This is a genomic window from Dyadobacter sp. 676, from assembly GCF_040448675.1.
GTDB lineage: Bacteria > Bacteroidota > Bacteroidia > Cytophagales > Spirosomataceae > Dyadobacter.
On sequence record NZ_CP159289.1, the window covers coordinates 6,053,595 to 6,077,720 of the forward strand.

21 protein-coding genes are annotated in these 24,126 nt (G+C 55.2%); 10 read left to right on the forward strand and 11 right to left on the reverse strand.

Translation table 11 applies throughout. The features are described from left to right. The first annotated feature begins 108 nt into the window (after positions 1-108). The 3 genes from ABV298_RS26590 to ABV298_RS26600 all read left to right on the forward strand — a co-directional run bounded on the left by ABV298_RS26590 (position 109) and on the right by ABV298_RS26600 (position 4,268). Complete coding sequence (locus ABV298_RS26590; protein ID WP_353719167.1) at positions 109-711, forward strand: DinB family protein; 603 nt, start codon at positions 109-111, stop codon at positions 709-711. A gap of 685 nt (positions 712-1,396) precedes the next feature. Then, positions 1,397-2,836 carry a PQQ-dependent sugar dehydrogenase gene (locus ABV298_RS26595; RefSeq protein ID WP_353719168.1) on the forward strand — a complete coding sequence of 480 codons (1,440 nt, stop codon included), beginning with the start codon at positions 1,397-1,399 and terminating at the stop codon, positions 2,834-2,836. Beyond that, positions 2,826-4,268 carry a PKD domain-containing protein gene (locus ABV298_RS26600; protein ID WP_353719169.1) on the forward strand — a complete coding sequence of 481 codons (1,443 nt, stop codon included), beginning with the start codon at positions 2,826-2,828 and terminating at the stop codon, positions 4,266-4,268. The genes ABV298_RS26595 and ABV298_RS26600 overlap by 11 nt, the downstream gene beginning before the upstream one ends. 97 nt (positions 4,269-4,365) lie before the next feature. Here ABV298_RS26600 and ABV298_RS26605 read toward each other — a convergent pair whose 3' ends face one another. The 5 genes from ABV298_RS26605 to ABV298_RS26625 form a co-directional block, all read right to left on the reverse strand. Beyond that, positions 4,366-6,096: an alpha-L-fucosidase gene (locus tag ABV298_RS26605; protein WP_353719170.1), complete on the reverse strand. Its 1,731-nt coding sequence runs from the start codon at positions 6,094-6,096 to the stop codon at positions 4,366-4,368. Positions 6,097-6,258: 162 nt separating this feature from the next. Beyond that, complete coding sequence (locus ABV298_RS26610; RefSeq protein ID WP_353719171.1) at positions 6,259-6,849, reverse strand: hypothetical protein; 591 nt, start codon at positions 6,847-6,849, stop codon at positions 6,259-6,261. Between the two features lie 162 nt (positions 6,850-7,011). Then, entirely contained in the window at positions 7,012-7,647 is a 636-nt protein-coding gene (locus ABV298_RS26615) for an NUDIX hydrolase (RefSeq protein ID WP_353719172.1), read from the reverse strand. Positions 7,648-7,769: 122 nt separating this feature from the next. Then, a complete protein-coding gene (locus ABV298_RS26620) occupies positions 7,770-9,458 on the reverse strand; it encodes a T9SS type A sorting domain-containing protein (protein ID WP_353719173.1) in 1,689 nt (562 codons plus the stop codon). Further along, positions 9,403-11,064, reverse strand: coding sequence for a right-handed parallel beta-helix repeat-containing protein (locus tag ABV298_RS26625; protein ID WP_353719174.1), 1,662 nt, complete (start codon positions 11,062-11,064; stop codon positions 9,403-9,405). The genes ABV298_RS26620 and ABV298_RS26625 overlap by 56 nt, the downstream gene beginning before the upstream one ends. 489 nt (positions 11,065-11,553) lie before the next feature. Here ABV298_RS26625 and ABV298_RS26630 point away from each other — a divergent pair, with 489 nt between their 5' ends. After that, positions 11,554-14,382, forward strand: a complete 2,829-nt coding sequence (locus ABV298_RS26630; RefSeq protein ID WP_353719175.1) for a two-component regulator propeller domain-containing protein — start codon at positions 11,554-11,556, stop codon at positions 14,380-14,382. Next, positions 14,312-15,532 (forward strand): ATP-binding protein, encoded by a 1,221-nt coding sequence (locus tag ABV298_RS26635; protein ID WP_353719176.1) that lies wholly within the window; start codon positions 14,312-14,314, stop codon positions 15,530-15,532. Before ABV298_RS26630 ends, ABV298_RS26635 begins: the two co-directional genes overlap by 71 nt. Here ABV298_RS26635 and ABV298_RS26640 read toward each other — a convergent pair. Further along, entirely contained in the window at positions 15,529-16,392 is an 864-nt protein-coding gene (locus tag ABV298_RS26640; RefSeq protein WP_353719177.1) for an AraC family transcriptional regulator, read from the reverse strand. The two genes, ABV298_RS26635 and ABV298_RS26640, sit on opposite strands and share 4 nt — an antisense overlap. An 85-nt stretch (positions 16,393-16,477) precedes the next feature. Between ABV298_RS26640 and ABV298_RS26645 the strand changes: the two genes are divergently transcribed. From ABV298_RS26645 to ABV298_RS26660, 4 genes are all read left to right on the forward strand, one after another. Further along, the gene (locus ABV298_RS26645; RefSeq protein ID WP_353719178.1) at positions 16,478-17,437 is read left to right on the forward strand and encodes an alkene reductase; all 960 of its coding nucleotides are present in this window, start codon (positions 16,478-16,480) and stop codon (positions 17,435-17,437) included. Then, positions 17,352-17,612 (forward strand): hypothetical protein, encoded by a 261-nt coding sequence (locus ABV298_RS26650; RefSeq protein ID WP_353719179.1) that lies wholly within the window; start codon positions 17,352-17,354, stop codon positions 17,610-17,612. Before ABV298_RS26645 ends, ABV298_RS26650 begins: the two co-directional genes overlap by 86 nt. 52 nt (positions 17,613-17,664) lie before the next feature. Beyond that, positions 17,665-18,198, forward strand: coding sequence for a DinB family protein (locus ABV298_RS26655; protein WP_353719180.1), 534 nt, complete (start codon positions 17,665-17,667; stop codon positions 18,196-18,198). Between the two features lie 259 nt (positions 18,199-18,457). Continuing rightward, complete coding sequence (locus tag ABV298_RS26660) at positions 18,458-19,138, forward strand: metal-dependent hydrolase (protein WP_353719181.1); 681 nt, start codon at positions 18,458-18,460, stop codon at positions 19,136-19,138. Between the two features lie 161 nt (positions 19,139-19,299). Here the strand turns inward: ABV298_RS26660 and ABV298_RS26665 are convergent, their stop codons facing one another. The 5 genes from ABV298_RS26665 to ABV298_RS26685 form a co-directional block, all read right to left on the reverse strand. Then, on the reverse strand, positions 19,300-20,067 hold the full coding sequence (locus tag ABV298_RS26665) for a LytTR family DNA-binding domain-containing protein (RefSeq protein WP_353719182.1): 768 nt from the start codon (positions 20,065-20,067) through the stop codon (positions 19,300-19,302). Next, the gene (locus ABV298_RS26670; RefSeq protein WP_353719183.1) at positions 20,048-21,067 is read right to left on the reverse strand and encodes a histidine kinase; all 1,020 of its coding nucleotides are present in this window, start codon (positions 21,065-21,067) and stop codon (positions 20,048-20,050) included. Before ABV298_RS26670 ends, ABV298_RS26665 begins: the two co-directional genes overlap by 20 nt. 13 nt (positions 21,068-21,080) lie before the next feature. Continuing rightward, entirely contained in the window at positions 21,081-21,536 is a 456-nt protein-coding gene (locus ABV298_RS26675; protein ID WP_353719184.1) for a hypothetical protein, read from the reverse strand. Positions 21,537-21,544: 8 nt separating this feature from the next. Then, positions 21,545-22,315 (reverse strand): DUF1223 domain-containing protein, encoded by a 771-nt coding sequence (locus ABV298_RS26680; RefSeq protein ID WP_353719185.1) that lies wholly within the window; start codon positions 22,313-22,315, stop codon positions 21,545-21,547. Positions 22,316-22,380: 65 nt separating this feature from the next. Next, on the reverse strand, positions 22,381-23,325 hold the full coding sequence (locus tag ABV298_RS26685; protein WP_353719186.1) for a heme-binding domain-containing protein: 945 nt from the start codon (positions 23,323-23,325) through the stop codon (positions 22,381-22,383). A gap of 323 nt (positions 23,326-23,648) precedes the next feature. Between ABV298_RS26685 and ABV298_RS26690 the strand changes: the two genes are divergently transcribed. Continuing rightward, positions 23,649-24,101: an organic hydroperoxide resistance protein gene (locus ABV298_RS26690; protein ID WP_353719187.1), complete on the forward strand. Its 453-nt coding sequence runs from the start codon at positions 23,649-23,651 to the stop codon at positions 24,099-24,101. The last annotated feature ends 25 nt before the right edge of the window (positions 24,102-24,126 follow it).

A 24,126-nucleotide genomic window follows, 5' to 3' on the forward strand; every position in this document is an offset into this window, starting at 1 on the left:
TCAGGCAAAATGGAATACAATTGCAGCCGAAATCCGGGCAATGGACGAGTGCTCTCCAAAAAAATGACGTTCAGCGTTCCGGCACAGATTATTCACAAAACAAAGGCTATGAAAATCATTACATTTTTTACGGTAGTTTGGCTCTGTGCGGCCTTACGATGCTTCGGCCAGGAAAAGCTCTGGACTGCGGCGGACAAGCAGTCGACCATCGGCCAGTTAATCCGCACACGCGACGCGGTGGTACGGGAAACAGAAAATCTCACACCCGAGCAATGGTCATTCCGCGAAGCGCCCGACCGTTGGTCCATTGCTGAAATTGTCGAGCACCTGGCGCTCTGGGAAATCGTTTGGTCCAGGGAGCTCAGTATCGGAGCAAGAAACAAACCGCAACCGGAATTACTCAAAACCACGCGTCCCGACAGCTATTACCAGGAATTCATCATGGAGCCAAACCCTCACAAAGCAGCGGAAATCGCGGCACCGACAGGTTTTATCAAAGGAAAGGACAACCTGACGTTCTTCCTGCGCGGAAGGGAGCAAAATCTGACGTTCGTGCGCAATAGCGACGCCGATATGCGGGCTATTTTCGAACTCACCGGCACACCGGAACCACGAAATATGCATCAGGTGCTCATCTACCATTGGGGGCACACGGACCGGCATTTGCGGCAGATCTTAAAAGTAAAAAGTCGTCCGTCGTATCCGCGGTGAAAGGGAGGAAAGGGAAAAAGGGGAGGAAGGATGAACGGGAAAGGAAGAAAGGTATATAGCGTGCAATGCCGTTAGGCATGAAATATCGGTAGCAGTCTTGTGCCCTTTCCCCCTGCTAATGCCTCTGGGCATGTAACGACAACGGACGGCATTTCTCTCATTGTTGTCGTTACATCCCTGACGGGATTTTAATGCCTCCCTATTACCTCGCTATCAAATATTACATCGCTACGCGATTGGCATCAGCTACAAGTAAAGACGATCCACTGACTTCGTTATCGTCCCTTAGGATGAAAGGGAGGGTGGAGCTGTTCGAGTCATCGATAGTCAATGAGCCGGGTGTTGCCGGGGGGGCCGGCGGTGCCGCTTCGAAAGCGTTGGTATGCGATATTTGGACGAAAATTGCGGCTTTTGTCTTATCGGCGATCGGGCAGGGGTGAATTTTGTGGCAATATTATTGCTTTATTGCGGGTGTAATTGCCTGGTTTCGGCAAGGAGCCTTTGGAGTAGGTAAATATTTCGCCAGGCAGCAGGTGGTCCGACTGACGAACGGTACGCAGGCGGTGGTTTTTCGACGCAAATACTGTCTGTCAAAGAAAGGCAATGCGGATTGTTTTGTTAAAATCCAACCTTAAAACAGTCAAATGAAATAATATATAAATGGTTCACTTTGGTGTTTATATCTATGCCTAAATCTTTTCCGAACCCGCGCAAAAAACTGGTCTCGTCGATGCGATGGTCTGCCCAACTGGTCACGGTTGCCGCCCTGGCTGCATTTACCATGCAGGACACTGTTACCAAACCGGATGAAAGTCGCTTTACCCCGGTAGTCCTGGCCGATAATCTCGATGAACCCATGGCATTCGAAGTGCTGCCCGACGGCTCGTCCTACATCATCGAGCGAAAGGGTGCTTTGAAAAAGTATAACCCGTCGACCAGAACGACCGCGCTGATAGCGACCATTCCGGTTAACACGAAGTATGTCAGCAAGGAGGGCATCTCGCGGGAAGCGGAAGAAGGTTTAATGGGCATTACCCTCGACCCGAATTTTGCCAAAAACCATTGGATATACCTCTATTATGCCCATCCTACCGAGAAAAAGCATATTCTCGCGCGGTGGGACCTGGTGGACGATCAGCTTGTGGAAAGTTCGAAAAAGATAGTCCTGGAAGTGACCACCCAGCGTGAAGTATGCTGCCACACCGGTGGCGGTATGACCTGGGATAAAAACGGTAATCTCTTTCTGACGGTCGGCAACAATACCGGCAACGATAAAGCCGCGCAAACCGACGAGCGTCCGGGGCGCGAGAGCTGGGACGACCAGGGGCATGCGGGTAATACCAATGATTTGAGAGGTAAAATCCTTCGCATCCATCCGGAACCGGACGGGACATACACCATTCCGGAAGGCAACCTCTTCCCGAAAGGCACCGCCAAAACCCGCCCGGAAATATACTCGATGGGCCACCGCAACCCGTGGCGCATTTCGGTCGACAGCAAGACAGACTACGTTTATTGGGGCGAAGTAGGGCCGGACGCCAACGAGGATTCCGAGATCGGGCCGCGTGGTTATGACGAGCTGAACCAGGCCCGCAAGCCGGGCAATTTCGGCTGGCCGTGGTTTGTGGGGGACGATCAGGCATTTCCGGTTTTCGACTACGCCAATAATAAACCCGGCGAAAAAAAGGATCCGAAAAACCTGATCAACACCTCGCCTAACAATACGGGTTTACGGGAGCTTCCCCCCACCGCACCGAGCTTCATTTATTATCCCTACGGCGTGTCTGAAAAATTCCCTCTCGTAGGCTCGGGTTCGCGCAGCGCCACGGGAGGCCCCATTTACCACCGTTCCGATTTTAAGGCGCCCAAACGTCCATGGCCGGCGTACTACGAAGGCAAATGGATCGCCGCCGATTTTTCGCGTGGCTGGATTATGGCTATTACCATGAATGCGCAGGGCGATTACGAGTCGATGGAACGTGTCCTGCCCGGCTATCACCCCGTGCAGCCGATCGATATCAAATTCGGGCCGGACGGCGATTTATATATCCTCGAATACGGAAGTAACTGGTTCCGGAAAAGCGACAACTCGCGGCTCGTGCGCATCGAATACAATGGGGGGTAACCGCAAACCGGTGGTGGCGGTATCCGCAGAGAAGAAAGGCGGTACTGTGCCGTTCGAAGCCGTTTTGTCTTCCAGGGGAACGAAGGATTTCGATAATGACGCATTGAAATACAACTGGAAAGTGACCAGCCCCGGCATTGCTCCGAAGGTATTTACCACCGAAAATCCGAAGGTGAAATTCGACAAACCTGGGGTATACACGGCCACACTCACGGTGACCGATTCCAAAGGTGCGAGCAATAGCCGGTCGGTACGGATCATCGCGGGCAACGAGCCGCCGAAAGTCGCGATCGAACTGGACGGTAACAGCACGTTTTTCTTTCCAAATAAGCCTGTCGGCTACGCGGTAGGCGTTTCCGATAAGGAGGACGGCACCACCGCCGACGGTAAAATCAAGGCCAGCCAGGTTGCCGTGAGCATCGACTATACCGCAGAAGGCTTCGATTATGCAGAAGTGGCTCAGAGCCAGCGCAGCGTCGATGCGACCACACAATTTGCGGTTGCACAGGTGTTGATGAGCAAAAGCGATTGTAAAGTGTGCCACCAGCCGAATACCAAATCGGTAGGGCCTTCGTTTGCGGATATTTCCAACAAATACAGGGCCGATCCGGGTGCCCTGGACAAACTTGTGAAGAAAGTACGCGAAGGCGGCTCGGGCGTTTGGGGCGAAGTGGCAATGGCGGCGCACCCGGCGCTCCCCGTCGCCGATGTGGAGGTAATTGTTAAATACATCCTGAACAGCACCGAAAAGACGCTCTCTACACTGCCTTTGAAAGGGAAATATACTCCGCAAATCCCGAAAGCGGATAATGGCAAAGGCTCCGTGATTATCCGCGCCGCCTATACCGACCGTCCGGTGGGTATTGCCAGGCCGGTACCGGCGCAAACCACCGAGGAAATGATTGTCCTCCGCAGCCCCGAACTCAACGCCGCCGAAGCACCCATTACCAAAGGTGTTGAAACCAAGGCATTGGGCGTAGCCGGACAAGGTTTTGCGGTAGTTGCATTCGGGAACAGCTACATCGCGTTCCCGTCCATCGACCTCACCGGTATCGATTCCGTCGAACTGAATGCAGCGGCTCAACAGCGTGAAGGCAGCGTTGGGGGAACCATCGAAATCCGCCTCGGTTCACCCGACGGCATCTTGATAGGGCAGCAAAAACTGTCCGTTGCCAAGCCGGTGGATGTTACCAAAATGATGGCAGAACTGGAAAATGGCGCCAAAAAGGAGGCGGCCGGACCGGGGTCAGCCCCTGCTGCGCAAACGGCAAAACCGGCGCCGCGCAGCCGCTTCGCACAACCGGCCGTCCGCATTGCCCTGCAACCCGCAAGCGGCAAACAGGACGTTTATTTCGTATTCAGAAATATGGAGGCCAAACCCATCGAACCGCTGATGTCGTTTTCCAGAATCAAGTTTAAAAACAAACCTTAATCCTTAGAACATCGAACAGAAATATAAGCAGGGGCGATTTCCCCGAACGCGCGGGTACCCGGTTTTCGTAAATCGCAGCAGCGGGAAAGTGGCAGGGCTATGGGGCGGGAGGGAACAGCTGAAACTCGTTCACACCGAAATAGCCGTGGTAATCCTGGATGGCCAGTCTGAATTTCTGCGCTTTCACAGGCGTGACGATCTTTTCCCAATCGCCCATCGCCGTATCCTGCGCCAGCGAAACCCACTGGTCTCCTTTCTGATAAAGTACTTCGAACTTTCTGATTTCCGATTGCCCGTACCTCGATTCGCCGAGTTTGATGCGTCCCACCGTCGCCGGCTTACCCAGGTCCACTTCCAGCCAGCCCGTGGGCTCGTACAATGCCATGATCTCGGGTGACTGGTAATGAAGGTTTTTGCCGTAATATTCGGAGAAGTCGACGTCTTTCCGGCGTCCGATCTTCCATGCCGTTCTCGGATTGTCGTCGAAAGCCGCCGCCGCGTCATGATAGAACTGGCCAACCGCACTGGAAGCCGTAGCCTTGCGTGCGTAGGCGAGCGAGCCGCTGCGCGGGAGCGGAACAGCCGGCGGGATACCGGCCGCGTTCTTATCCAGCGTCAGCACGGCGATGGTGGCGATCGGGTCGATTTTGTCTGCGGGGAATGTAAGAGTAATGCCTTTGCTGCTTTGGGTAAACCGAACCGGCGTGCCGTCGGACAGCCTGGCGCTTTTAATTTTGGCGGGTATCGCGGGCAATGCGAGCGTGTTTTTTTCGGCATCGAGCAAATGTACGAACACCTGTTTGCCGCGGTAGGAACTCACATAATCGACGGAGGGGGAGAAAACGCCACCTTTGGTATTGTAGATGGCGGCCTGGTTCCGCGCGATCCATTTCCCCATTTCGCGCGCCCTTGCCGCGAAATCCGCCGGGAAGACGCCGGTACTGTCGGGGCCGATATTGAAAAGCAAATTGCCGTTTCCGCCCACACAGCGCAGCAGCGTATGCACCGATTCTTTCAGGCTGCGCGGTTCGTCGCCGAATTTCCAGGCCCATTGATGCCCCATATTGGTGCAGGTTTCCCAGGGGACTTTTCCGTATCCCGCCACGAAGCCTTCTGGCGTGGCATAGTCGGCGTATTTACCCACATATGCGTGCGACTCGTCGGGCGTAAACGGTTCGAGGCGGTTATTGATGATGATTTCGGGTTGAAGATTGCGTGCCAGGTCGTATACCTTTTTAGGTGCGACCGGCGTAGGCCAGCCTTCGTAATCGATCCAGAGCAGGCTGATTTTGCCATAATTCGTCAGCAATTCGCGCACCTGTTCCAGTACGCGTTCAGCGAAAATACCGTTTGTTCGGGGATTGCGGCAGTCGGGATCCTTCCAGTCGGCAACTGAAAAGTACCAGCCGATGGGCATATCGGCCTCATGCGCGGCCTGCGCGAGCTCTTTGCACACATCGCGGCCGAATGGCGTGTGCATGATGCTGTAATCGTTGGTTTTAGTGTCAAAAAGTGAGAAACCGTCGTGATGCTTGGCAGTTAGCACCATGTACTTCATCCCAGAAGCTTTCGCGAGCGCGACCCATTCCCTGGCGTCGAAGCGGGTAGGGTTGAAGCCCAGGTACAGGGAGTCGTATCGCGATTTCCCGTACCCTTCCCGCGACCAGCTGATTTCCCTGCCGATGCGCGAAACCGGTCCCCAGTGAATGAAAAGGCCCATTTTGGCATCCTGCCACCATTTCAGGCGCCGGGCTTTCGGTATTTCAGTTTGGGAAAACCCGGGTATGGCGACGGCGGCAAGGAGTAATGCGAGTATTGTTTTCTTCATTTTTATCCCGTTCAACTTATACTTTAAACCTGCATCGTGCCCGTAAGTGTTGTCTTGTAAGTCGAAATCCTCCCTGCGACAACCGGGCGTTCCGGCGCTATATTGGCAAAAAAAGAAGCGTGGGGCAAATCTGGCCCACGCTTCTTTTGACTGGCGGAAAGATTACAATGCCGAGCTTACCAGACTGACGATGCCCCCGAGTTGCTTCGACGACGCGGCAGCGGCCAGTTTGGCGGCCGGACCTTTTTTATCGAGGCCTGAAACAGTTTTGGTGGCCTCCCCGAGCAACCCGTTCAGTTTCGACTGGTTGGAACTGCCGAGAACCGAGCTTCCGGCCTTGATCAATCCCAGGCTGCTCGTCAGGCTGGAAGCGTTGCCCAGCAAGCCGGATTCGCCTTTTCCGAGCAAACCGCTGATACGGTTGGCGCCGATCAGCATTTTTACGGCGTTAACCACCTTGCCCAGCGTGCCGCCCGACAGCTTACCCGACGACGCCAGCAGGATGAGCGCTTTCAGGTCGCCCGCTTTACCCAATAGTTTGTCTTTCAGGCTGCCGTTCGAGCTCTTTGCCTCTTTTTCCAATGCCGAAGCTCCCTGGGTGAGTGCATCGGCGGTACCGGATTTGTCCCCTTTTTGTGTCAATGATACGGCCTTGTCGAGCAGGCTTTCAACCGAAAGGCCCTGTGCATAGGTGTTGGATGCGCCCGCGAATAGAAACAGTGTGGCTGCAAGAGAAAAGAGGAAACGTTTCATAGTGGTTATGGTAAATATGTGTTTAAATGGGCGGCAAAATAGCATTTATCTGTTACACCGCCATTTGAATGCCGGTACCTTTTCACAGCGGATGTCTATAAAAGCAGCGGCACCGGGCTAACCCGGATTCGGTAACCGGCGCACTTCGGCACTGATGCGTCTTTAATCACACAAAACGGGCAGTGTAGCATCGGCGGCGAATGGCAGCAACCGGCTGAGTTGCGAATAGGTAACCCGGTTCACCGAGAGATCCAGGGCAGGGAGCTCTTCAAATTTCACCCAGCCGATACCCGAGGTTTCGGTGGTGTGCGCCAGGATTTCGCCGCCTGTAACCCGGCAGAGAATGAAGAATTTGTAGACATACCACGGTTCCTCGGGATGGTCGTGCTTGCGTTTGTCGAAAACGGCCAGCAGGCGCACCGCTTCCACGTTCAGACCGGTTTCTTCGAAGGTTTCCTTTACCGCTACTTCGAGGGGCGTATATCCCACGTCGGCCCAGCCGCCGGGAAGTGTCCAGCGGTCGTGGTCCATCTTTTCTCGGACCATCAGGATTTCGTCCGTTCCGCGGAAAATCACGGCACGGATATCCACTTTGGGCGTCACGTAGCCGACTTCGTGCGGCAAAAGTTCGATAATTTGTTCAACCGGCGCGTGGCTCATATCGGCCAGCAGGTCCAGGCATATCCGCCGGATTTCTTCGTACCGTTCGCGGTCGTAATCACCCGGTTGAAATGCAAGGCCGGTTTGTGACAGGGCCAGAATGCGTTTGACGGCAGCAAGCCAGGGATTGGGAGACATGCGGGAATAGTAAATAAAGTGAGCGGGAGCCGCGAAATGGATGCCATGCCGCCGGTCTCCCGCCGAAAGATAGCAGCCGGCCCGCGAAATCCGCCGGGAGCAGGCCGACTTTTTTGGGAGCGCTATTTCACAACAACAAACCTGAAACGCATCTTATCACCATTCGTGCGGGCTATCTCCACCATGTAGGTGCCGGCTGTGAGCCGCGATACGTCCATTGTACCTCGCCTCCATACCGGGTTCGCCAGCATTTGGCCGGATGCATTGAACAGGGCCACTTTCGATATTTCGTTTTCGGGAATACCCTTCAGATGCACTTCAGATGTGCCGACAGCGGGATTCGGGTACAAAGCGGCTGTTTCGTCCCTGAAATCCAGCACGGCAATGCGGCTGTAAGCGAACGATCCGTCCGCATCGGTCATTTTGAGCCGGTACATGTTCGTACCGGTTACGGGCGAAGGGTCGGTGTAGGAGTAATCGGTCACGACGGATTCGCCGCCTTTGGCCATTACATCGCCCAGATGATGCCATCGCCTGCCATCGCCGCTGCGCTCGATTTCGAACCCGCGGCTGTTGATTTCCGAGCTGGTTTGCCATTGCAGATAAGCCTGATGCTCGCGTTTCTCAGCCCTGAAAGAAACGAGCGTAACCGGCAAGGCGGCTTCCGACTGTCCTGAAATAAAGAATCCGCTGAACCCGCTCACCTGGAATGAAACCTCGTACGAATTGTGGTCCGCACTTTCAGTCACCGTTACGTTCGTGATCAGCTGCGTCGGCCCCGAGTAGGTGCCGGGGAACCCGTACGGGCTGGTTCCGTGATATTGCACCACTTTCAGATTGGCGGGAAGAGAGGCATTGTTGGCATTGCCATAGGCCTGATTATAGTCCTCGAAGTCCTGTTTTGAAAAATACAAAGTCACTTTGGCCGGACCATCGGTGCCGGTGGGCGTGATGTCGTAGTGTCTTTTCACAAATACTTTTTGACCTTCCGAAACCGTGTTTCCCGCCGCCAGAAACGTTTTTACGGTCACATTGCCTAATGCGCCGGGGGCACCGGTGGGTTCTATGAGGGCGAATGTTTTGCAGTTGTCGGTAATGGACGTCGCGCCTGCGTATACAGGCAACGTGGCCGATTCGCCGCCGGAAGGTAATGTGCCCGGACCGGGGACTGCCTGCATTTCATAAGCACCCATATCGGTTTGGACATTATAGATACGCGGGTTGGCGGCGAGGTCGGTGGCGATCGCGGGAATATCCGGCAGGGCTTCGCTGGCCCCCCGGTTGACGGCCGGGGAGCAGGGCAGGAGCGTCCAGTTTTCGTCCCCGGTGAATTGCGGGTTGGTAGTGCCGTCCAGGTTGTGGTCGGTATCGCTTGCGGTGCGGCCCTCCACCAGGCTGTATGTGACGGCGACGTCGGCATCCTCGCTGGTAATGCCGCCATTGTTACCGTAAATGATGGTGTTTCGGATGGTGACCGATCCCCCGTGGGTATCGATTGTGCCCTGTGATTGCTGTGTATTGCCGGATATTGTGCAGTTGAGAAGCGTAATTTGCGCGTTTTCGTTATATATCGCGCCGGCGAGCTGGTCCGAGGTGTTTCCCGCCAGCAGGCAGTTGACCAGTACTGTACTGGAGTTGGACCGGTTGCTGATTGCCCCTCCGGCCCCGAACGATACACTGTTTTCCCTGAAAATCGTGTTGATAATCAGCGGGGACGCTTCGTAGTTGTACATTGCACCCCCGGTTTCGAATACTTCATTGAAGAGGAATGCACAATTGGCGATGGTGGGAGAAACCTGGATATTGCGCATGGCCCCGCCCTCGCTTCCGTACGCACCTCCGACACTGGAAGCCGTCGAACACGTCCTCGCGCGTCAGCCCATTGGCATTATTGTCGATGATCGGAGATGACGAGCCTATCAGAACAGAAGAGGTAGCGGGATCGCCATGCCCGATAGGGAACGGGCGTTGGTCGGGCGACGTTTCGGTTCCCGCAAAACTGCCGTAGTACTTCACGCCATGAACCATTGTGTAAGAACCACTGATTTCGTACAGCCCGCGTGCCACCCATACCTGGTCACCTTCCGACGCCAGCGTCAATGCGTCGTTGATATCGGAAAACGCATTCTCCCAACTCGCGCCGGTGGGTGCGGGCGCGGTGTTTGCGGCATTGACATACCAGATCGAGCTCGGCGTTACCTCAAATGGCCCGAGGTCGATGCTCACGCTTGTGAGCCGGCGGGCACCGTCTAGCGTCAGGGGCGTGTTGTCGGTGTTTTGAGGGAGGAGGGAGAGGTCGGTGGCCGGATTGCCGGCGTCGGTGGCGGGGCTGCCTTTGCGCTGGCGGAAATTGCCCGCCTCCGGTTCCACGAATTGCGGGTCGGCGTCGAGGATGTTGGTCCCGCCGGTAAAACCTCCCTGAATGAGCGAATAGGATACAACCGGCGTCCCGGGCCCGTTGATGGCGCTGACAGCGCCGGGCGATGCCGGGTCGGCGTTGTTCCAGACAATGCAGTTCTCGATGACAGGCGAAGATCCGCCGGCTACGTAAATTGCGCCCCCGTTACCCGGCGCGGAACCACCCCCGACCGCGTTCGCGGCAAATGTGCAATTCCGGATGGCGGGAGAAGCGTTGTCGATGTAAATGGCCCCGCCCAGGCCCGAGGATGTGCCTTTGGCCGAATTGCCTGTGAAAAGGCATTGTAAAATGGTCGGGCCCGAATTCAGCAGGTAAATGGCGCCACCTTTGCCGGTAGCCGCGGAGGCGTCGGTCTGGTTTTCATTGAAAATGCAATTGACGATCACCGGGGTAGAATTGTTCAGGTAAAAAGCCCCGCCCCGTTGTTCGCCGCTAACGGTAAGGCCCGTTCCGCCGACGACCGTAAAGCCGTCAAACCGGGTGGTGGCCCCGACGTCCGAAGCCGACAGCACATTACCGCCTATTCCTTTGAGCAAGGTCGGGCTATAACCCGGCACCCGTTCGCGCTGATCGCTTTCATAACCCTCGAAACCGCCATAATAGGCTACGCCGTCGGTCAACTGAAATGGCGTCCCGGCGGCTTCCGGCTCGTAGGTGCCGTCGGCAACCCATACCTGCTTAATGGCGGGTTTCATTGTGGCGGCGCGTGTTGCATAATGCAGTTTGTTGAGCGCATGGTCCCAGCTGCTCCCGTCGCCGCCCGCATTCGCATCGACGTCGACGTACAGGATACCATTCCCGTCGGGCTGCGCCTCCGTGGCGGGGTCGTAGCTGGTGACGTTTCCGTTGATCACGAAATCGTCGAGCTGCGAATAGCTGTTGACTGTTCCCGAATTGGAAACGGCCACTTTGACGACGAACGTATTGCGCAGGTTGGATACGGTTTTCGTTCGGTTGACGGACACCATCTGGAAGTCCTGAACCGAATGAATTGCCATAATTGACGTCGTTGACCTTGATTTGCATTGTGGAGGTCTCGCCGGAGAAATGCCTGAAAGTAATGCTGGTGATCTCTGCCTGGAAGCGTTCCTTCACGGTGATGGTCAGCACGTAAACATGGTTACGGGCGAAGAGCGCAATGCCCGGGCCTTCCTGGTCGCGGGAGTAGGGTTGATCCCCGATCCCGCTCCACACGGCTGTCATATTGGAGTTGATGGCAGTCGGTGCGGCGAAATTCCGGTTATTGAAATTATGGCTGTAAATCACCGCCGAGCGGGCGGCTGTTGCAACCAGCAGTGCGCAAAACAGTGTGAAAAGGGATCGTAAAAGTTTGGTGTTCATAGCTCAGGCCGGAATGATGAGTTTTCGGATAAGACCTGCAATATGGACGCCGGGCGGGCCTGAGATTGTCAATTTTTAACCAGATACTGTTCAATTTTCGTCACCAAAAGCGGTTTTGTCGTAAATTAGCTTAAAACCACAGCCATTTGAAGAAATTCTACATGAACCGCCCGGTAATCCTGTTCATCCTGCATTGGCTGGTTGCCGGTACGTGGCTGTGTAGCGCCGCGCACGCACAGTCGGCAGGATTTCCGGTGCCCGAAACGATCGCTGCCAAACAGGGGCTTCCCCAGGGTTTTGTGCCGGCCATTGTCCAGGATGCAAGGGGTTTTATGTGGCTTGCTACCCGCGACGGACTGTGTCGCTACGACGGCCGGCATTTCAGGGTATTCCAACCGTCGGACAAGCCTGGAATATCGCTTTCCTCCCTGGGCCTTGAAAATCTGCAACTGGCTGCGGACGGGAAAATCTGGATTACCACCGACCAGGGGCAAATTGATCTTTTCGACCCGCTCGGTGAAACATTCTTCAACTTTTCGAAGCAGGCGTTCTACCGGAAGCATTTTGGCAACCGTTTCCTGCGCGACATGTTCGCGGACAGCCAGCGGCGACTCTGGCTGATGTCCGATGACCCTGGACTGGCTTGTATCCGGCCCGGCGAGGCGGTAATCCGGCACTATGGCTCCGCGGGGGGCAATTCAAGCGGCATACGCCGGACCCATGTCCGGTTTGTGAGCGAAGACCGGGCCGGGAACATCTGGGCCGGGACCAACCAGGGCATTTTTGTGCTGCGGCGAAACGCCGCGGATTTCGTCAAATACCAGTCGGCCTCACCGGCCTTTGCGGCGATCGACACCAGGGTGCGCGCATTGGAACAGCTGAAAAACGGCAAGTTGCTGCTGCTTTTCGACACCGGTATGGCATTGCTCGACCCGGCGTCGGGCAACTGCATTCAGCACCCGCTGATTTTCGACACCAAAGCCCAATACCGGCACCCCATCGTGACCGACAGCAAGGGCAACGCATACTTTTTCAGAATGAACGGCTTTTACCGGTATGGTACAAATGACAGCCTCACCGTATTCCCCGTCGCGGCGGATGTGCAGGAGTTCAAAAGCCTTTATATAGACCGTTCCGATGTGCTCTGGGCCGGTACCAATGGACAGGGAATCCGGAAATATAACCTTCGGGCAGGCTATTTTAATACAAAGCCTTATGTGAACGGCTTCATTGCCGATTTGCTGAGGCATTTCCTGAATGTGCCGCAAAAAGAAATCGACAAGCTGCCTGCCGATCTGTTTTCCTATAATTTCCGCTATGCATTCGAAAGCCCGCAGAAAATGTGGTTCAGTGCCGGACGGACGCCGGTTTTTGAACTGGACCTTACCTCACGCGCGATAAAGAACATCCCCTTTCCGGTTGAAATCAGGGATATCCGGCGCTCGGATATGTCCATCAGCCTAGCCCGGGACCCCGACGGGCGCATGTGGGCGATGCACGACAGCCTGTTATTCTCTTACAAAAACGGCACCTGGGCACGTTTCCCGCATCCCCTACGCCCTGCCGTAGAATCGGGTATTCATCAGATCGTGGCCGACCGGCGGTTTATCTGGGTTGCCACCACGCTGCGCGGGTTGTACCGGATAGACAAGTTTTCGGGACAAATCCGGCGGTTCGGGAAGGGTGAGCCCGCCGGTTCGCTGAGCGCGGACAACCTGTACTGCCTTTTCGCCGATCCGCTGGACGAAAACCTGCTGTGGGTAGGTACATTTGGCGGAGGACTTTGCCGTTTCGACAAACGCACGGGGCATTGCCGTCAGCTTTCGAAGCGGAACGGCCTTCCCAACGATGTCGTTTACGCCGCCATCCCCGACGGGAACGGCTATGTATGGGTAGCTACCAACCAGGGATTGAGCCAAGTAGACCGAAAAACATTGCACGCGCGCACCTACACGCGCGAGGACGGCCTTATGGCCGACGAGTTCAACCGTTTCCACGCGCTGGCGCTGCCTGACGGCCGCATTTTCCTGGGCGGAATGGAGGGCATCACCTCGTTCGACTCGCGGCTGCCGAACGAGGACCGCTATCAGCCGCCGGTGCATATTACCGGTATATCCATCAACAATACCCCCGTGGAGCCCAGGCTTTCCGCAGGCGAGCCGCCGGTGGCCGCCATGCAAAACCTGAACCTCGCCCATTGGCAGAACTTTCTCACGATTGAATTCGCTGCCATGCAATACAACCGCAGCGACAAGATCCGCTACCGTTACCAGCTTGAAGGTGTGGACGGACACTGGATTGAAACGGAAACACCCGTCACCAAATACACCGACCTGAGGCCGGGAAACTATCTGCTGTGGCTGAATGCGTCGAATACCCTCGGTGTGTGGAGCACCAATATCCGGCAGCTGCATATTCGGATACGTCCGCCCTGGTGGCAAACCTGGTGGGCTTACGTGGTGTATTCGCTCCTCTCGGCAGGCGTGGTGTATGGTTTGCTCCGAATGTATGTGCATCGCGTCAGAATGCAGCAATCTATTCTTTTTAAACAAAAGGAAGTCGATTTGAAAGTGCAGGAGGCACAACAGTTGCGGGAGCTGGACGAAATGAAAACCCGTTTTTTTTCCAACATCACCCACGAGTTCAGGACGCCTCTTACGCTGATCCTGGGCCCGGCCGACCAAATGCTGGAAGAGCGGAGGGAGGAGATGGATACCAGGCGCCTCTCGCTGATCCGGCGCAATGCCCGGCAATTGCTGGGACTGATTAATCAGCTGCTCGATCTGTCGAAATTGGAAGCCGGTACCGCCCGGGTGGACGCGGCTTGGGGGGGACCCCGCCGATTTTGTAGCAACGCTCGCCCAGTCATTCCAGCTTGCGGCGGAAGCGCGGGAACTGAGGCTCGTGTTTCAAAATTATCTTGGAAAAAACCCTTACTGGTTCGACCACGAACAACTGGAACGGATAGTCGGTAACCTACTTTCCAATGCCGTGAAGTACGCAAACACAGGGGGGCGGATACTGGTTGCTCTAAAACCCGGAGAGCAGGAGGGCGTATCGATTACGATCTCCAATACCGGCGAACGGATTCCCGAAATGCAGCTTGATCGCATTTTCGACCGTTTCTACCAGGCTGGAAAGCCGGCCGGCTATCAGGAAGGTACGGGTATCGGCCTGGCGATTGTGAAAGAGCTGGTGGAATTGCAGGGCGGAAGCGTTTCGGTTGCAAGCGGTGTGGACGGCTACGACACCGTCTTTACCGTGCTGCTGCCTTACCGCCGGGGAGAGGTTCAGGGTAAAGATCCATCTGCCGGCGAAACGAATGCCGTCGCCGGAAACGGGTATTCCGAACCGGTTTCGGAACATTTGCCTAAGATTTTGCTCGTAGAAGATAACGAAGGATTGGCCGGTTTTATCTCGGACAGCCTCGAAGCGAGTTACCGGTTTTACAAGGCGGCCAACGGGGAGGAAGGACTCCGCCTCGCCGCCGAACTTATGCCCGACATGATCATCAGCGATGTGATGATGCCGGTCATGGACGGTTATACTTTTTGCAAAAAGATTAAATCCGGCCTGGAAACGAGCCACATCCCGGTGGTGTTACTTACGGCGAAGTCGGCGCTGGAAAGCCGGGTGGAGGGCCTGGAACTCGGCGCCGACGACTACATTACCAAACCTTTTCACATGCCCGAGCTGCGCCTGCGCATCCGTAATCTGCTCGACAGGCAGGCGCACATGTACGAGCGTCTGCGGGCGGAGTTCGGGACAACGGCCGCATTACCACCGGAACCGGGCGAAATAACAGACCCCTTTATGACCAGGCTGTACGACGTTCTCGACGCCCGGCTCGAAAGCCCCGATTTCGGCGTGACAGAGCTAACCCGCGAAATGGGCATGAGCAACAGCGGTTTGAACCGGAAACTCAAAACGCTGACCGGCCTTTCGGCCGTGGAGGTGATCCGAAACTACCGGCTGAAAAAGGCTTCGGCGCTGCTTGCCGGTGGTGTTCAGGTCTCGGAGGCGGCCTATGCCGTGGGATTTGATAACCTGTCCTATTTCGCCAAATGCTTCCGTGACTTGTATAATATGACGCCCCGCGAATTTGCGGCGAGCGGCATTCATTAAGCCACTTGCGCAAGACCTTTTCGGAATGCCATAGGGCTGGTGCCGTGATGCTTGCGGAACTGGCGGCTGAGATGGCTCTCGTCTGTGTAGCCGAGTTCAGCGGCTATTTCACCGACGGTGAGGTTGCTTTGCGTAAGCCTTTGGGCCACCAGTCTGATCCGCGACGTGGCAATGTAGCTTTGCAGGCTTTCCCCGGTATATTTCCGGAAATACTCGCCCACATAACTGGGAGATATATGAAAGTGCCGGGCCAGGTATTCGACGCGGAGCTTTTCCGGATTGGCGAGGTTTCGCTGAATGTGCAGCAATACCCGGTTGATCAGCCCTTCCCGGGTCCCGTTGCTTTCCGCCGGGCCGCCGACCTCCACATTACGTGCGATCACGTTGAGCATCAGGGTTACCAGGTGCCGCAGGTTCTCTTTATGATGGGCTTGCCGCTGCTCGTATTCGGTGATCAGGTGCTGGATCAGCGACGCAATCATCCGGCAGTCGTTTTCGTTGCGGATCAACAGCTCTTCGAAACGGTTATGATGTGCAAATATCGTTTCCAGCTGTTTCAACCAGTTGGTGATTCGCTCCTTGTCCTGTTCGCTTTTAAATTCGGACAAAAACACCTCGGAAAACCTGATCGAACAGAACCGCGTGGGCGTCTCGGCATGAAACCCGCGGCAATCCAGCGGCGTGAAAAGGAATATGCTTCCCGGACGGTAGGGAAAGCGGTTCCGGTTGGTTTCCCGTGTGCCGGTTCCATCCATGATCCGGACGATCTCGAAAAAGTGGTAGATTAACGGCCGCTCGTTCCAGCAGTCCATATCAGCTACGTGCACTTCGAAGGGCTGATGCAATGTCTTTGGTTTCATAACCTGTAAAAATACCGAAAAAACCACGCAATCTCACTGTCCGGCGGCCGGCCCGGCGGGTAGTTTTGTGTTCAAAAAAGAGGTTATGAATACAGAGAAAAAATTGCTGAGGCCATTGCTGACGAACAATCTGAGATTGGCCAACCGTGTCGTAATGGCCCCTATGAACCGCCGGAGGGCATTTAACGGCGTGCCGGGCGAGTCGGCGGGCATTTACTACGGCCAGAGGGCCGGTGCCGGACTGATCATCACGGACAATACAGCCGTGGCGCCGAACGGTATCGGGTACGCCGGCACCCCGGGAATTTACAACCAGGCACAGGCCGACGGCTGGAAAAACGTTGCCGGGGCGGTGCACGCCCGCGGCGGCCGGATCTTTATGCAGCTGGTGCACGCGGGGCGTATCGGGCATTACGCCAATAACGAGGCGCAAATGCCGCTGATCGCCCCTTCGGCGGTGAGGGCGGAGGGGTTCGTCAGGACGAAAGGGGATATCCATTTACCTATGAGCGAGCCGGTTGAGGCCACGGTTGCGGATATCCGCAGACTGATTGATGAACACATTCAGGCGGCTGTCCGTGCGATGGACGCTGGTTTCGACGGGGTCGAAATCCATGGGGCGCATGGCTTTTTGCCCGAGCAATTCCTGCATCCGCACACCAACCGCCGTACCGATATTTATGGCGGAAACATCGCCAACCGCAGCCGTTTCCTGCTCGAAATTATGGAGGGCGTGGCGGCGGCGATCGGGAAGGAGCGTACGGGCATACGACTTTCGCCGTTTGTGAAACTGAACGACCTGCCCGATTATGCGGAGGAGGTCGAAACCCACCGCTATCTGGTCGATACCCTTCGGGAACTGGGGGGTTTTGTATATTCATTTATCCGATCAGGGCCCGGTTGGAAAGGGCAGGATACCCGAGGCTTATATCCGCGACCTTCGCCGGCGTTTCGACGGGTTGGTCATCCTGGCGGGCGGCTATACCGCCGAAACGGCCGAAATGGCTTTGCAAACCGGCCTGGCCGATCTCATAGCGTTCGGTAAACCATACATTGCCAACCCCGATCTGACCGAGCGGTTCAGGTTGAACATTCCTTTGGCAAATGGCGATCCCGAAACATATTACCAGGGCGGAGACGAGGGATATATCGACTACCCGGCGGCCGGACCCGCATGCGGCAGCACATTTGGCGCAAATACCACCGTTGATTGTCGTTAAACCCCGCGAATTTTCACCTGCCATCGCGTTAGGTTTGTAGGAAAAATGCGATATGAGGGTCAAGGATTATCAGGACACCATCGACATCTGGCTTCGGGCATTGGAAGGATACGATATAGCCAGGTTGCTTGCCCAGCCCGCACCGGGCGCGTGGTCACTCGGCCAGGTGTATATGCACATTCTCGACGAGGCGGAGTTTTATTTTAACCAGATCAAAATTTGCCTGGCGTCGAACGACCATGCGATGGAGGATTGTACTTCCGAGGCCAGGGCGATGCTGCACAATAACGCGTTTCCCGACGCGATCCTCGAAGGCCCGCCGTCGAATGCGCACGTCCGCCAGCCGACCAGCAAACAATTGCTCGTGGACCGCCTTCTGCACCTGAAAGCGCTCGTTACCGAAACCGACCGCCTGATCGCGACGAGCCTTTTCCACGGGAAAGCGAAGCATCCCGGCCTGTATTACCTGAGCGCCGAGGAATGGTTTCAGTTTTCGGAAATGCATTTCAGGCATCATTTACGGCAAAAGGCGAGGATAGAGGCGTTTCTGGAACGTACCTTCGGCAAGTGCGGGCCGGAAAGCTGATTTGGAACAGGAATTAAGGGTCACCGGCCGTATTCATGCGAATGCGGCAAGCTCCTACAACCCGGAAATAGTGTACATCACTGTGGTGACTGGCTTTCAAAATCAAAGAAGCCGCCAGCGGTATTGGGTCAGAGCGCATTTGTCCATGCGGGCAGGAAACCGCTGAAATGGACGATTAAGCAGGGTATTCCGGTTTTGCAGCGCCAGGATTTTGACGGCCGGGCGAAGGGCTGTAATATTACGTCAAAAACTAAATCCAATGAAAGTAACATATTATGGCCATTCGTGCTTTTCGGTAGTTGCGGGTGGCAAAACGATTTTGTTCGATCCGTTCATCTCGGGCAACGAGCTCGCCAGCGGTATCAATCCGGACGACATCAGGGTCGATTATATTTTCGTCTCGCACGGCCACTTCGACCACTCGCACGACGTCGTGAAGATCGCCAACAATAACGACGCGATGGTGGTAGGCAGCTGGGAGCTGTACACGCATTTTGGCGCACAGGGCGTGAAAAACGTGCACCCGCTCAACCCGGGAGGCAAATGGGTCTTTGATTTCGGCACTGCCAAAGGAACGGCCGCCGTGCATTCGAGCAGCTTCCGCGACGGCAGCTACGCCGGCGTGGCCGAGGGGTTCGCATTCAAAACCGAGGACGGTAACTTCTATTACAGCGGCGACACAGCACTGACGCTCGATATGACCCTCGTTCCCAAATGGGCGAAGCTTCGTTTCGCGGCCTTACCAATCGGCGATGTGCTTACGATGGGCATCGAGGACGCTGTCGAAGCGGCGAAATTGCTGGGCGTAACCCGAGTGCTGGGTTTGCATTACGATACTTTCGGGTTCATCCGCATCGACAAGGCGGAGGCAATCGAAGCATTCCGTAGCGCCGGTTTGACGCTCCATTTGCCCGAAATAGGGGAGTCGGTTGAAATTTAGTTAACACGAAGGGTAATTTTAATTCAATTTTAATCGCGCGGCCTTCATCTTAACGATATATTCGAACACGATAACAAGTACCCAAAGTACGGTTATTGCTATTGAGTTATGTAATTAAAATCCATTGTTCATTTTGTTCAATGGATTTTATTTTTTACAGTTCAGCGGTTTTCGAGCCAGCCGAGAAAATGGCTTACTTTTTCCTTGCCTATCAGCAGTTTTTCGGGTGTCGCGATGGTGAGTTTGATGAAAAGCTTTCTCGAAAAATAGTGCTCCACTTCCTTGATTGCTTCAAAGTTTACAAGATACTGGCGGTTCAGGCGATAGAACTGCGACGGCGGCACCGCACTTTGCACTTCTTCCAGCGGTTGCGATATTGTATAATCCTGGTTATCGAAAGTACGCAGCCAGGTAGTTTCGTTGTGAATGTAAAAGAAAGCGATCGTTTCCGTTTTGATCGTAATGTATTTGTTCTGTTTGAAAACCAGGAAACTCTTTTTCCCCTCCGGCCCGCCCAGTTTTTTCAAAAGCGTTTCCAGCTCCGGCGCGAGCGGTTTTTCGTGGGAGAAATAACTTTTCAGTTGACTCAGTTTGTCGAGCGCGCCTTCGATATGTTCTTTTTTAAACGGTTTGAGCAGGTAGTCGATCCCGTTCGCCTTGAACGCCTCGATGGCGTAATGGTCATAAGCTGTGCAGAAAATAACGGGCGGCACCACTTTCACCGATTCGAAAATCTCGAAACAAAGACCGTCCGAAAGCTGGATATCCATGAATATCAGGTCGGGCTGGGGCATTTCGGTGAGGTAGGCGATGGCCCGTTCCACGCTCTGGATCGTCGCCACGACTTCCGCTTCCGGGCGCAGGGCCGTGATCAGCTGAGCCAGCGAGCGGGCTGTTTTGATTTCGTCTTCAATGATTACGATTTTCATAAATAAGGGGCAGCTTGACCCGGAAATGCTCCTGGTCGTTTTGGATGTCTATATTTTGTTCCAGCAGGTGGAAATACCGTCGCCGGATGTTTTCGAGCCCAACTTCCGTGGACGGTTCGGGGTTCTTTTTGGGTTGCAGCGGGTTCTCGACGACCAGCCGGTCGTTTTGCACATACACCCTGATATGCAAAGGGTAATCGAGCGACACGACATTGTGCTTGATACAATTTTCGACGAGCAATTGCAGTGTAAACGGCGGTATCCAGGTCCGGTACGCGTCTTCGGGAATGCTGTATTCCAGCTCGATACCCGCCTCGAACCGCGCTTTCAGCAGGTACATATAAGCATCCAGGATTTCGATTTCTTCCGCGAGCGTAATCAGGTCAAGCTTTCTGTTCTCAAGTGTGAACCGGTAGAAGTCGGACAGTTTCAGGATGAAATCCACGCTGTTCGGGTCTTCGAGCTCTACCATGGATTTGAGCGTGCTGAGGCTGTTGAACAGGAAATGCGGGTTAACCTGCTGTTTCAGAAGCTCGTACTGTGCGCCAAGGTTGTCGGCCTTGCTCCGTTCCAGTTCGAGGATCACCTGCTGGTTACGGTGGGTCTGATAGAGGAGGTGCAGCAGCATGTAGAAGATCAGGTTGATCATAATGCCCCTTACTTCGAACATCAGCACCACCGGCCCGAAATCCAGCGAAGGGATGGCCAGCTTCTGAGCGCCTACCATTACGAACATGAGCACGATCCCGATGGCAATGCTCCGGAACAGCAGCGGATACGAAAAACCCGCCGGGGAATGTTCCCTGGTGAATTTGGGCAACGAATAAATATTGAAATACCACACAAATAGTGTGAACGAGGTGGTAATCAGCGCGCTGGTAACCGCTTCGAAACCATTCGGATGCTTCTCGGCGATCTTGGGTACGGTGGTGAGCACGCCCAGCGACATGGAGCTGAGCCAGACGATCACCGCCGAAACCCTGAATGTCTTTTGTACCATTATTGTGGGTGGATTACGGGAAAACCGACGCCCGTTGGGCAAATATAAAACTAATCCGCTCCGCTTCGCTTGCAGGGGCATTTTTGGCTGTCCCGTTATGCTGTTCCAGTGTATACGCAATGCCCGGCACACCTTGCCCGCCGGGCTGTACGGCTACGGTTTCTTCCGAAACCAGCGAGCCGTTGATGTTCCCGCCGAACCACAGCGGGTTCCCCTTCAGTGTCCAGGTGACGAGCTTGAAAACCTCGCCCGCCATGTGCGCCCGGGCTTCCTTACCTGCGTTCGCCAGCGCGCCGTCGTTGCCGTACAGCACAGAGATGGTTCCGCTGCGCTCGTTGTGGAAGGATGTGATCACATGCAGGCCGCGGTCATCGAAGATAGTTTCGGGAGCCGGTGCCAGCCCGCGCGATTGCTGGCAGGCCGGGAATGCCAATCCGGCTAAAAGAAAGAAAAGAATGTGCTTTTTCATGGTAATAATCAGCTGTTTTGTTTGAAATCGGGACGGGTGGCCGCGACAATGGCGCCGGTTCGGGTGTCTTGAAGGAAGGTAACCACTTCCCAGTCGGCGACGTTGAATCCCTCGGGCAGGTTTACGGCCACATTTCCATCGGCTGCCGCCGTAAATCCCTGGATCTGACGCACGATCTGCACATGTGGCAGCAACCGGCCGGCATTCTCGCCGCGCTTCACCATCGTATGCGCAACCTTTTGAACCAACGCGACTTGCAAAACCGACCCGGCGGCGTGGGTCGTCTGGTAAGTCAGTTTTAGCTTGCTACCCTCGATTTGCGCCCCCGCATGCAGCTGAGCAGGGGCCGGGGAATGCAATTCCGCGTTCAGGGCGCGTTTCAGCGTTTCTTCCTGCGAGCCGATGAGTTCATGTCTGCCGTTCACGACCACCTGTGGCGTATAAACGGTTTCCAGTTTCAACCAATTGGCATATTGGTATTGCCGTTTGGTGAAATCGCGGTTGCTGAACACGTCCCGCCAGCCCTGGTGGTTCCAGTAATCGACGTGGAATGCCAGGAGGTAAACCGGCTTGCCCGCATTCTCTTCCCGGATTTTTGCCAGTAATTTATCGGCCGGCGGACAGCTCGAACAGCCTTCGGAAGTGAAAAGCTCGACGACTGCGAAGCCGTTGTTATCGATGGTGGCGGACGTTTTCGGGTTGATATTCAAATCGGAAGCCATAGCGGATAATGCGGAGCAAATGAAGAAAAAAAGCGAGGCGATGATGTTGGTTTTCATGATTTCAAAAGGTAATTGTTGTTTGTAAAAAGGTTTTGCCTGGAATTCGTGCGGGCGGCGGACAGTCACTTCCCTGTGGGCCGCGTCGGAATATCGAACACAAACCCCGTTTCTCTGGCAAGCTGGTGGCAATTGATACAGCTCGTCGCGAATGCCGCCGTCTTTCCGTAGGGCTTCAAATCGAGCCCGTTGAACCGGGCGAAACCCCAGCCTTCGGTTTCGGCGAATTTTTTTGCATCGCGGACCATAAGCTGCACATTGCTGAAATTGCCGGGTTTTACATTGCCGTCCGCATCCGGCGCCTGGCTGTTCCAGACCACCTTCGCGATCACCGCGCCGTCGGGCCATGGACGGATCCGGTCTTCTTCCAGCGCTTTCACGGCAATATCGTTTCCATAGATAATGCGCATCGTGCCGTTGTCGGGGCGGCCGGTGGTGCTGATCACCTTCCAGTTTTTGTAGTCGTCGAGATACTGGATGCCGTTGGGCGAAGTCGGGACATTAGCAACTTTCGGTTTTTCGATGATGCGGGCCGTGTCGCCGGTTGCGTAATGCCCGCGGGAAAGCTTGGTAACATATTTTTTCAGAATATCGAGCTCCGCGGATGTCACCTTCGCGCCCGGATGTGCGGCTGCGTACCCGGGCAGGGGCATCCGGCCAGCATCGATCATATTTACGATATACCACAGCTTGCCCTCCTGCTCGGCTTTGGGAATGCTGTCCCACTCGGAAAAATTGAAACGTTTTCGGGCCTCCTCCACGTCGGCCGCCACCTTGTAGGAAAACGGCGCGATCTTGTCGTACCAGCGCAGGTTGGTCTCGTTCGAATGGCAGTCATAACACGAACGTCTGAGAATGCGGGTAACATTCTCCGGTCCATGGAACTCCGATGTCACCGGCGGATTTTCGACAGTCGGACTTTTGACCTGCAAAACGACAAAGCTGGTAAAAATAATGCCCGCCAGGAGCGCGGCGGCGTTGCGGTATCGGTTGCGTTTCAGAGCATTCATAGCGGTTTGTTTTTTCCCAAAAGTAGAATGGGAAGCCGCCGCCGGGAACGGGAAACGGACCGAACCGGACACATTCGCCCCCGAACCGGACAGGTGCGGGGCGAGGCCGGCAACGGGGCCCGCGGAGCCGTCGAATGCGATTAAGCCGGGCTCCGCCGGAATGGGCAGCGCCTTTGCCCACTTCGCGTGTCTGTTTGCCCATTCCGGCTATTTTGCATTGTCCGGGAAGAGCCGGATGTATTCTATTTGTATCGGAAATCGCGGCGGAAATGCCGGTTCTCCACAGTTTCAACTATTTAGAACTTTAATTCAGAACCAACATCATGGAAACGATCGAAATCACCAGAGCGGCAGGTACAACCACCATCGATAAAGTGCTTTATACAGGCAAAACCCACACCTCGGGCGGGCGCGACGGCGCATCGCGCAGCTCGGACGGAAATCTCGACATTCAATTATCGTCGCCCGGTTCGAATGGCGTCGGTACGAATCCCGAACAGCTTTTTGCTGCCGGCTGGTCTGCATGTTTTATCGGCGCAATGGGCATTGCGGCGGCGAAGGAAAAAATAGCGCTTCCCGAGGCCACGGCAGTGGATGCGGAAGTGGATCTCGGCCTGGCCAAAGCCGAATATTTCCTGCAAGCCCGCCTGAACGTGAGCCTGCCGGGCCTTGACGAAGAAACCGCCCGCATTATCGTCGAATCGGCACATCGGACCTGCCCGTACTCGAAAGCGACGCGCGGCAACATCAGCGTCACGATCAGCGTGACGATCTGACGAACCATGGAAAGCACTTCATCAG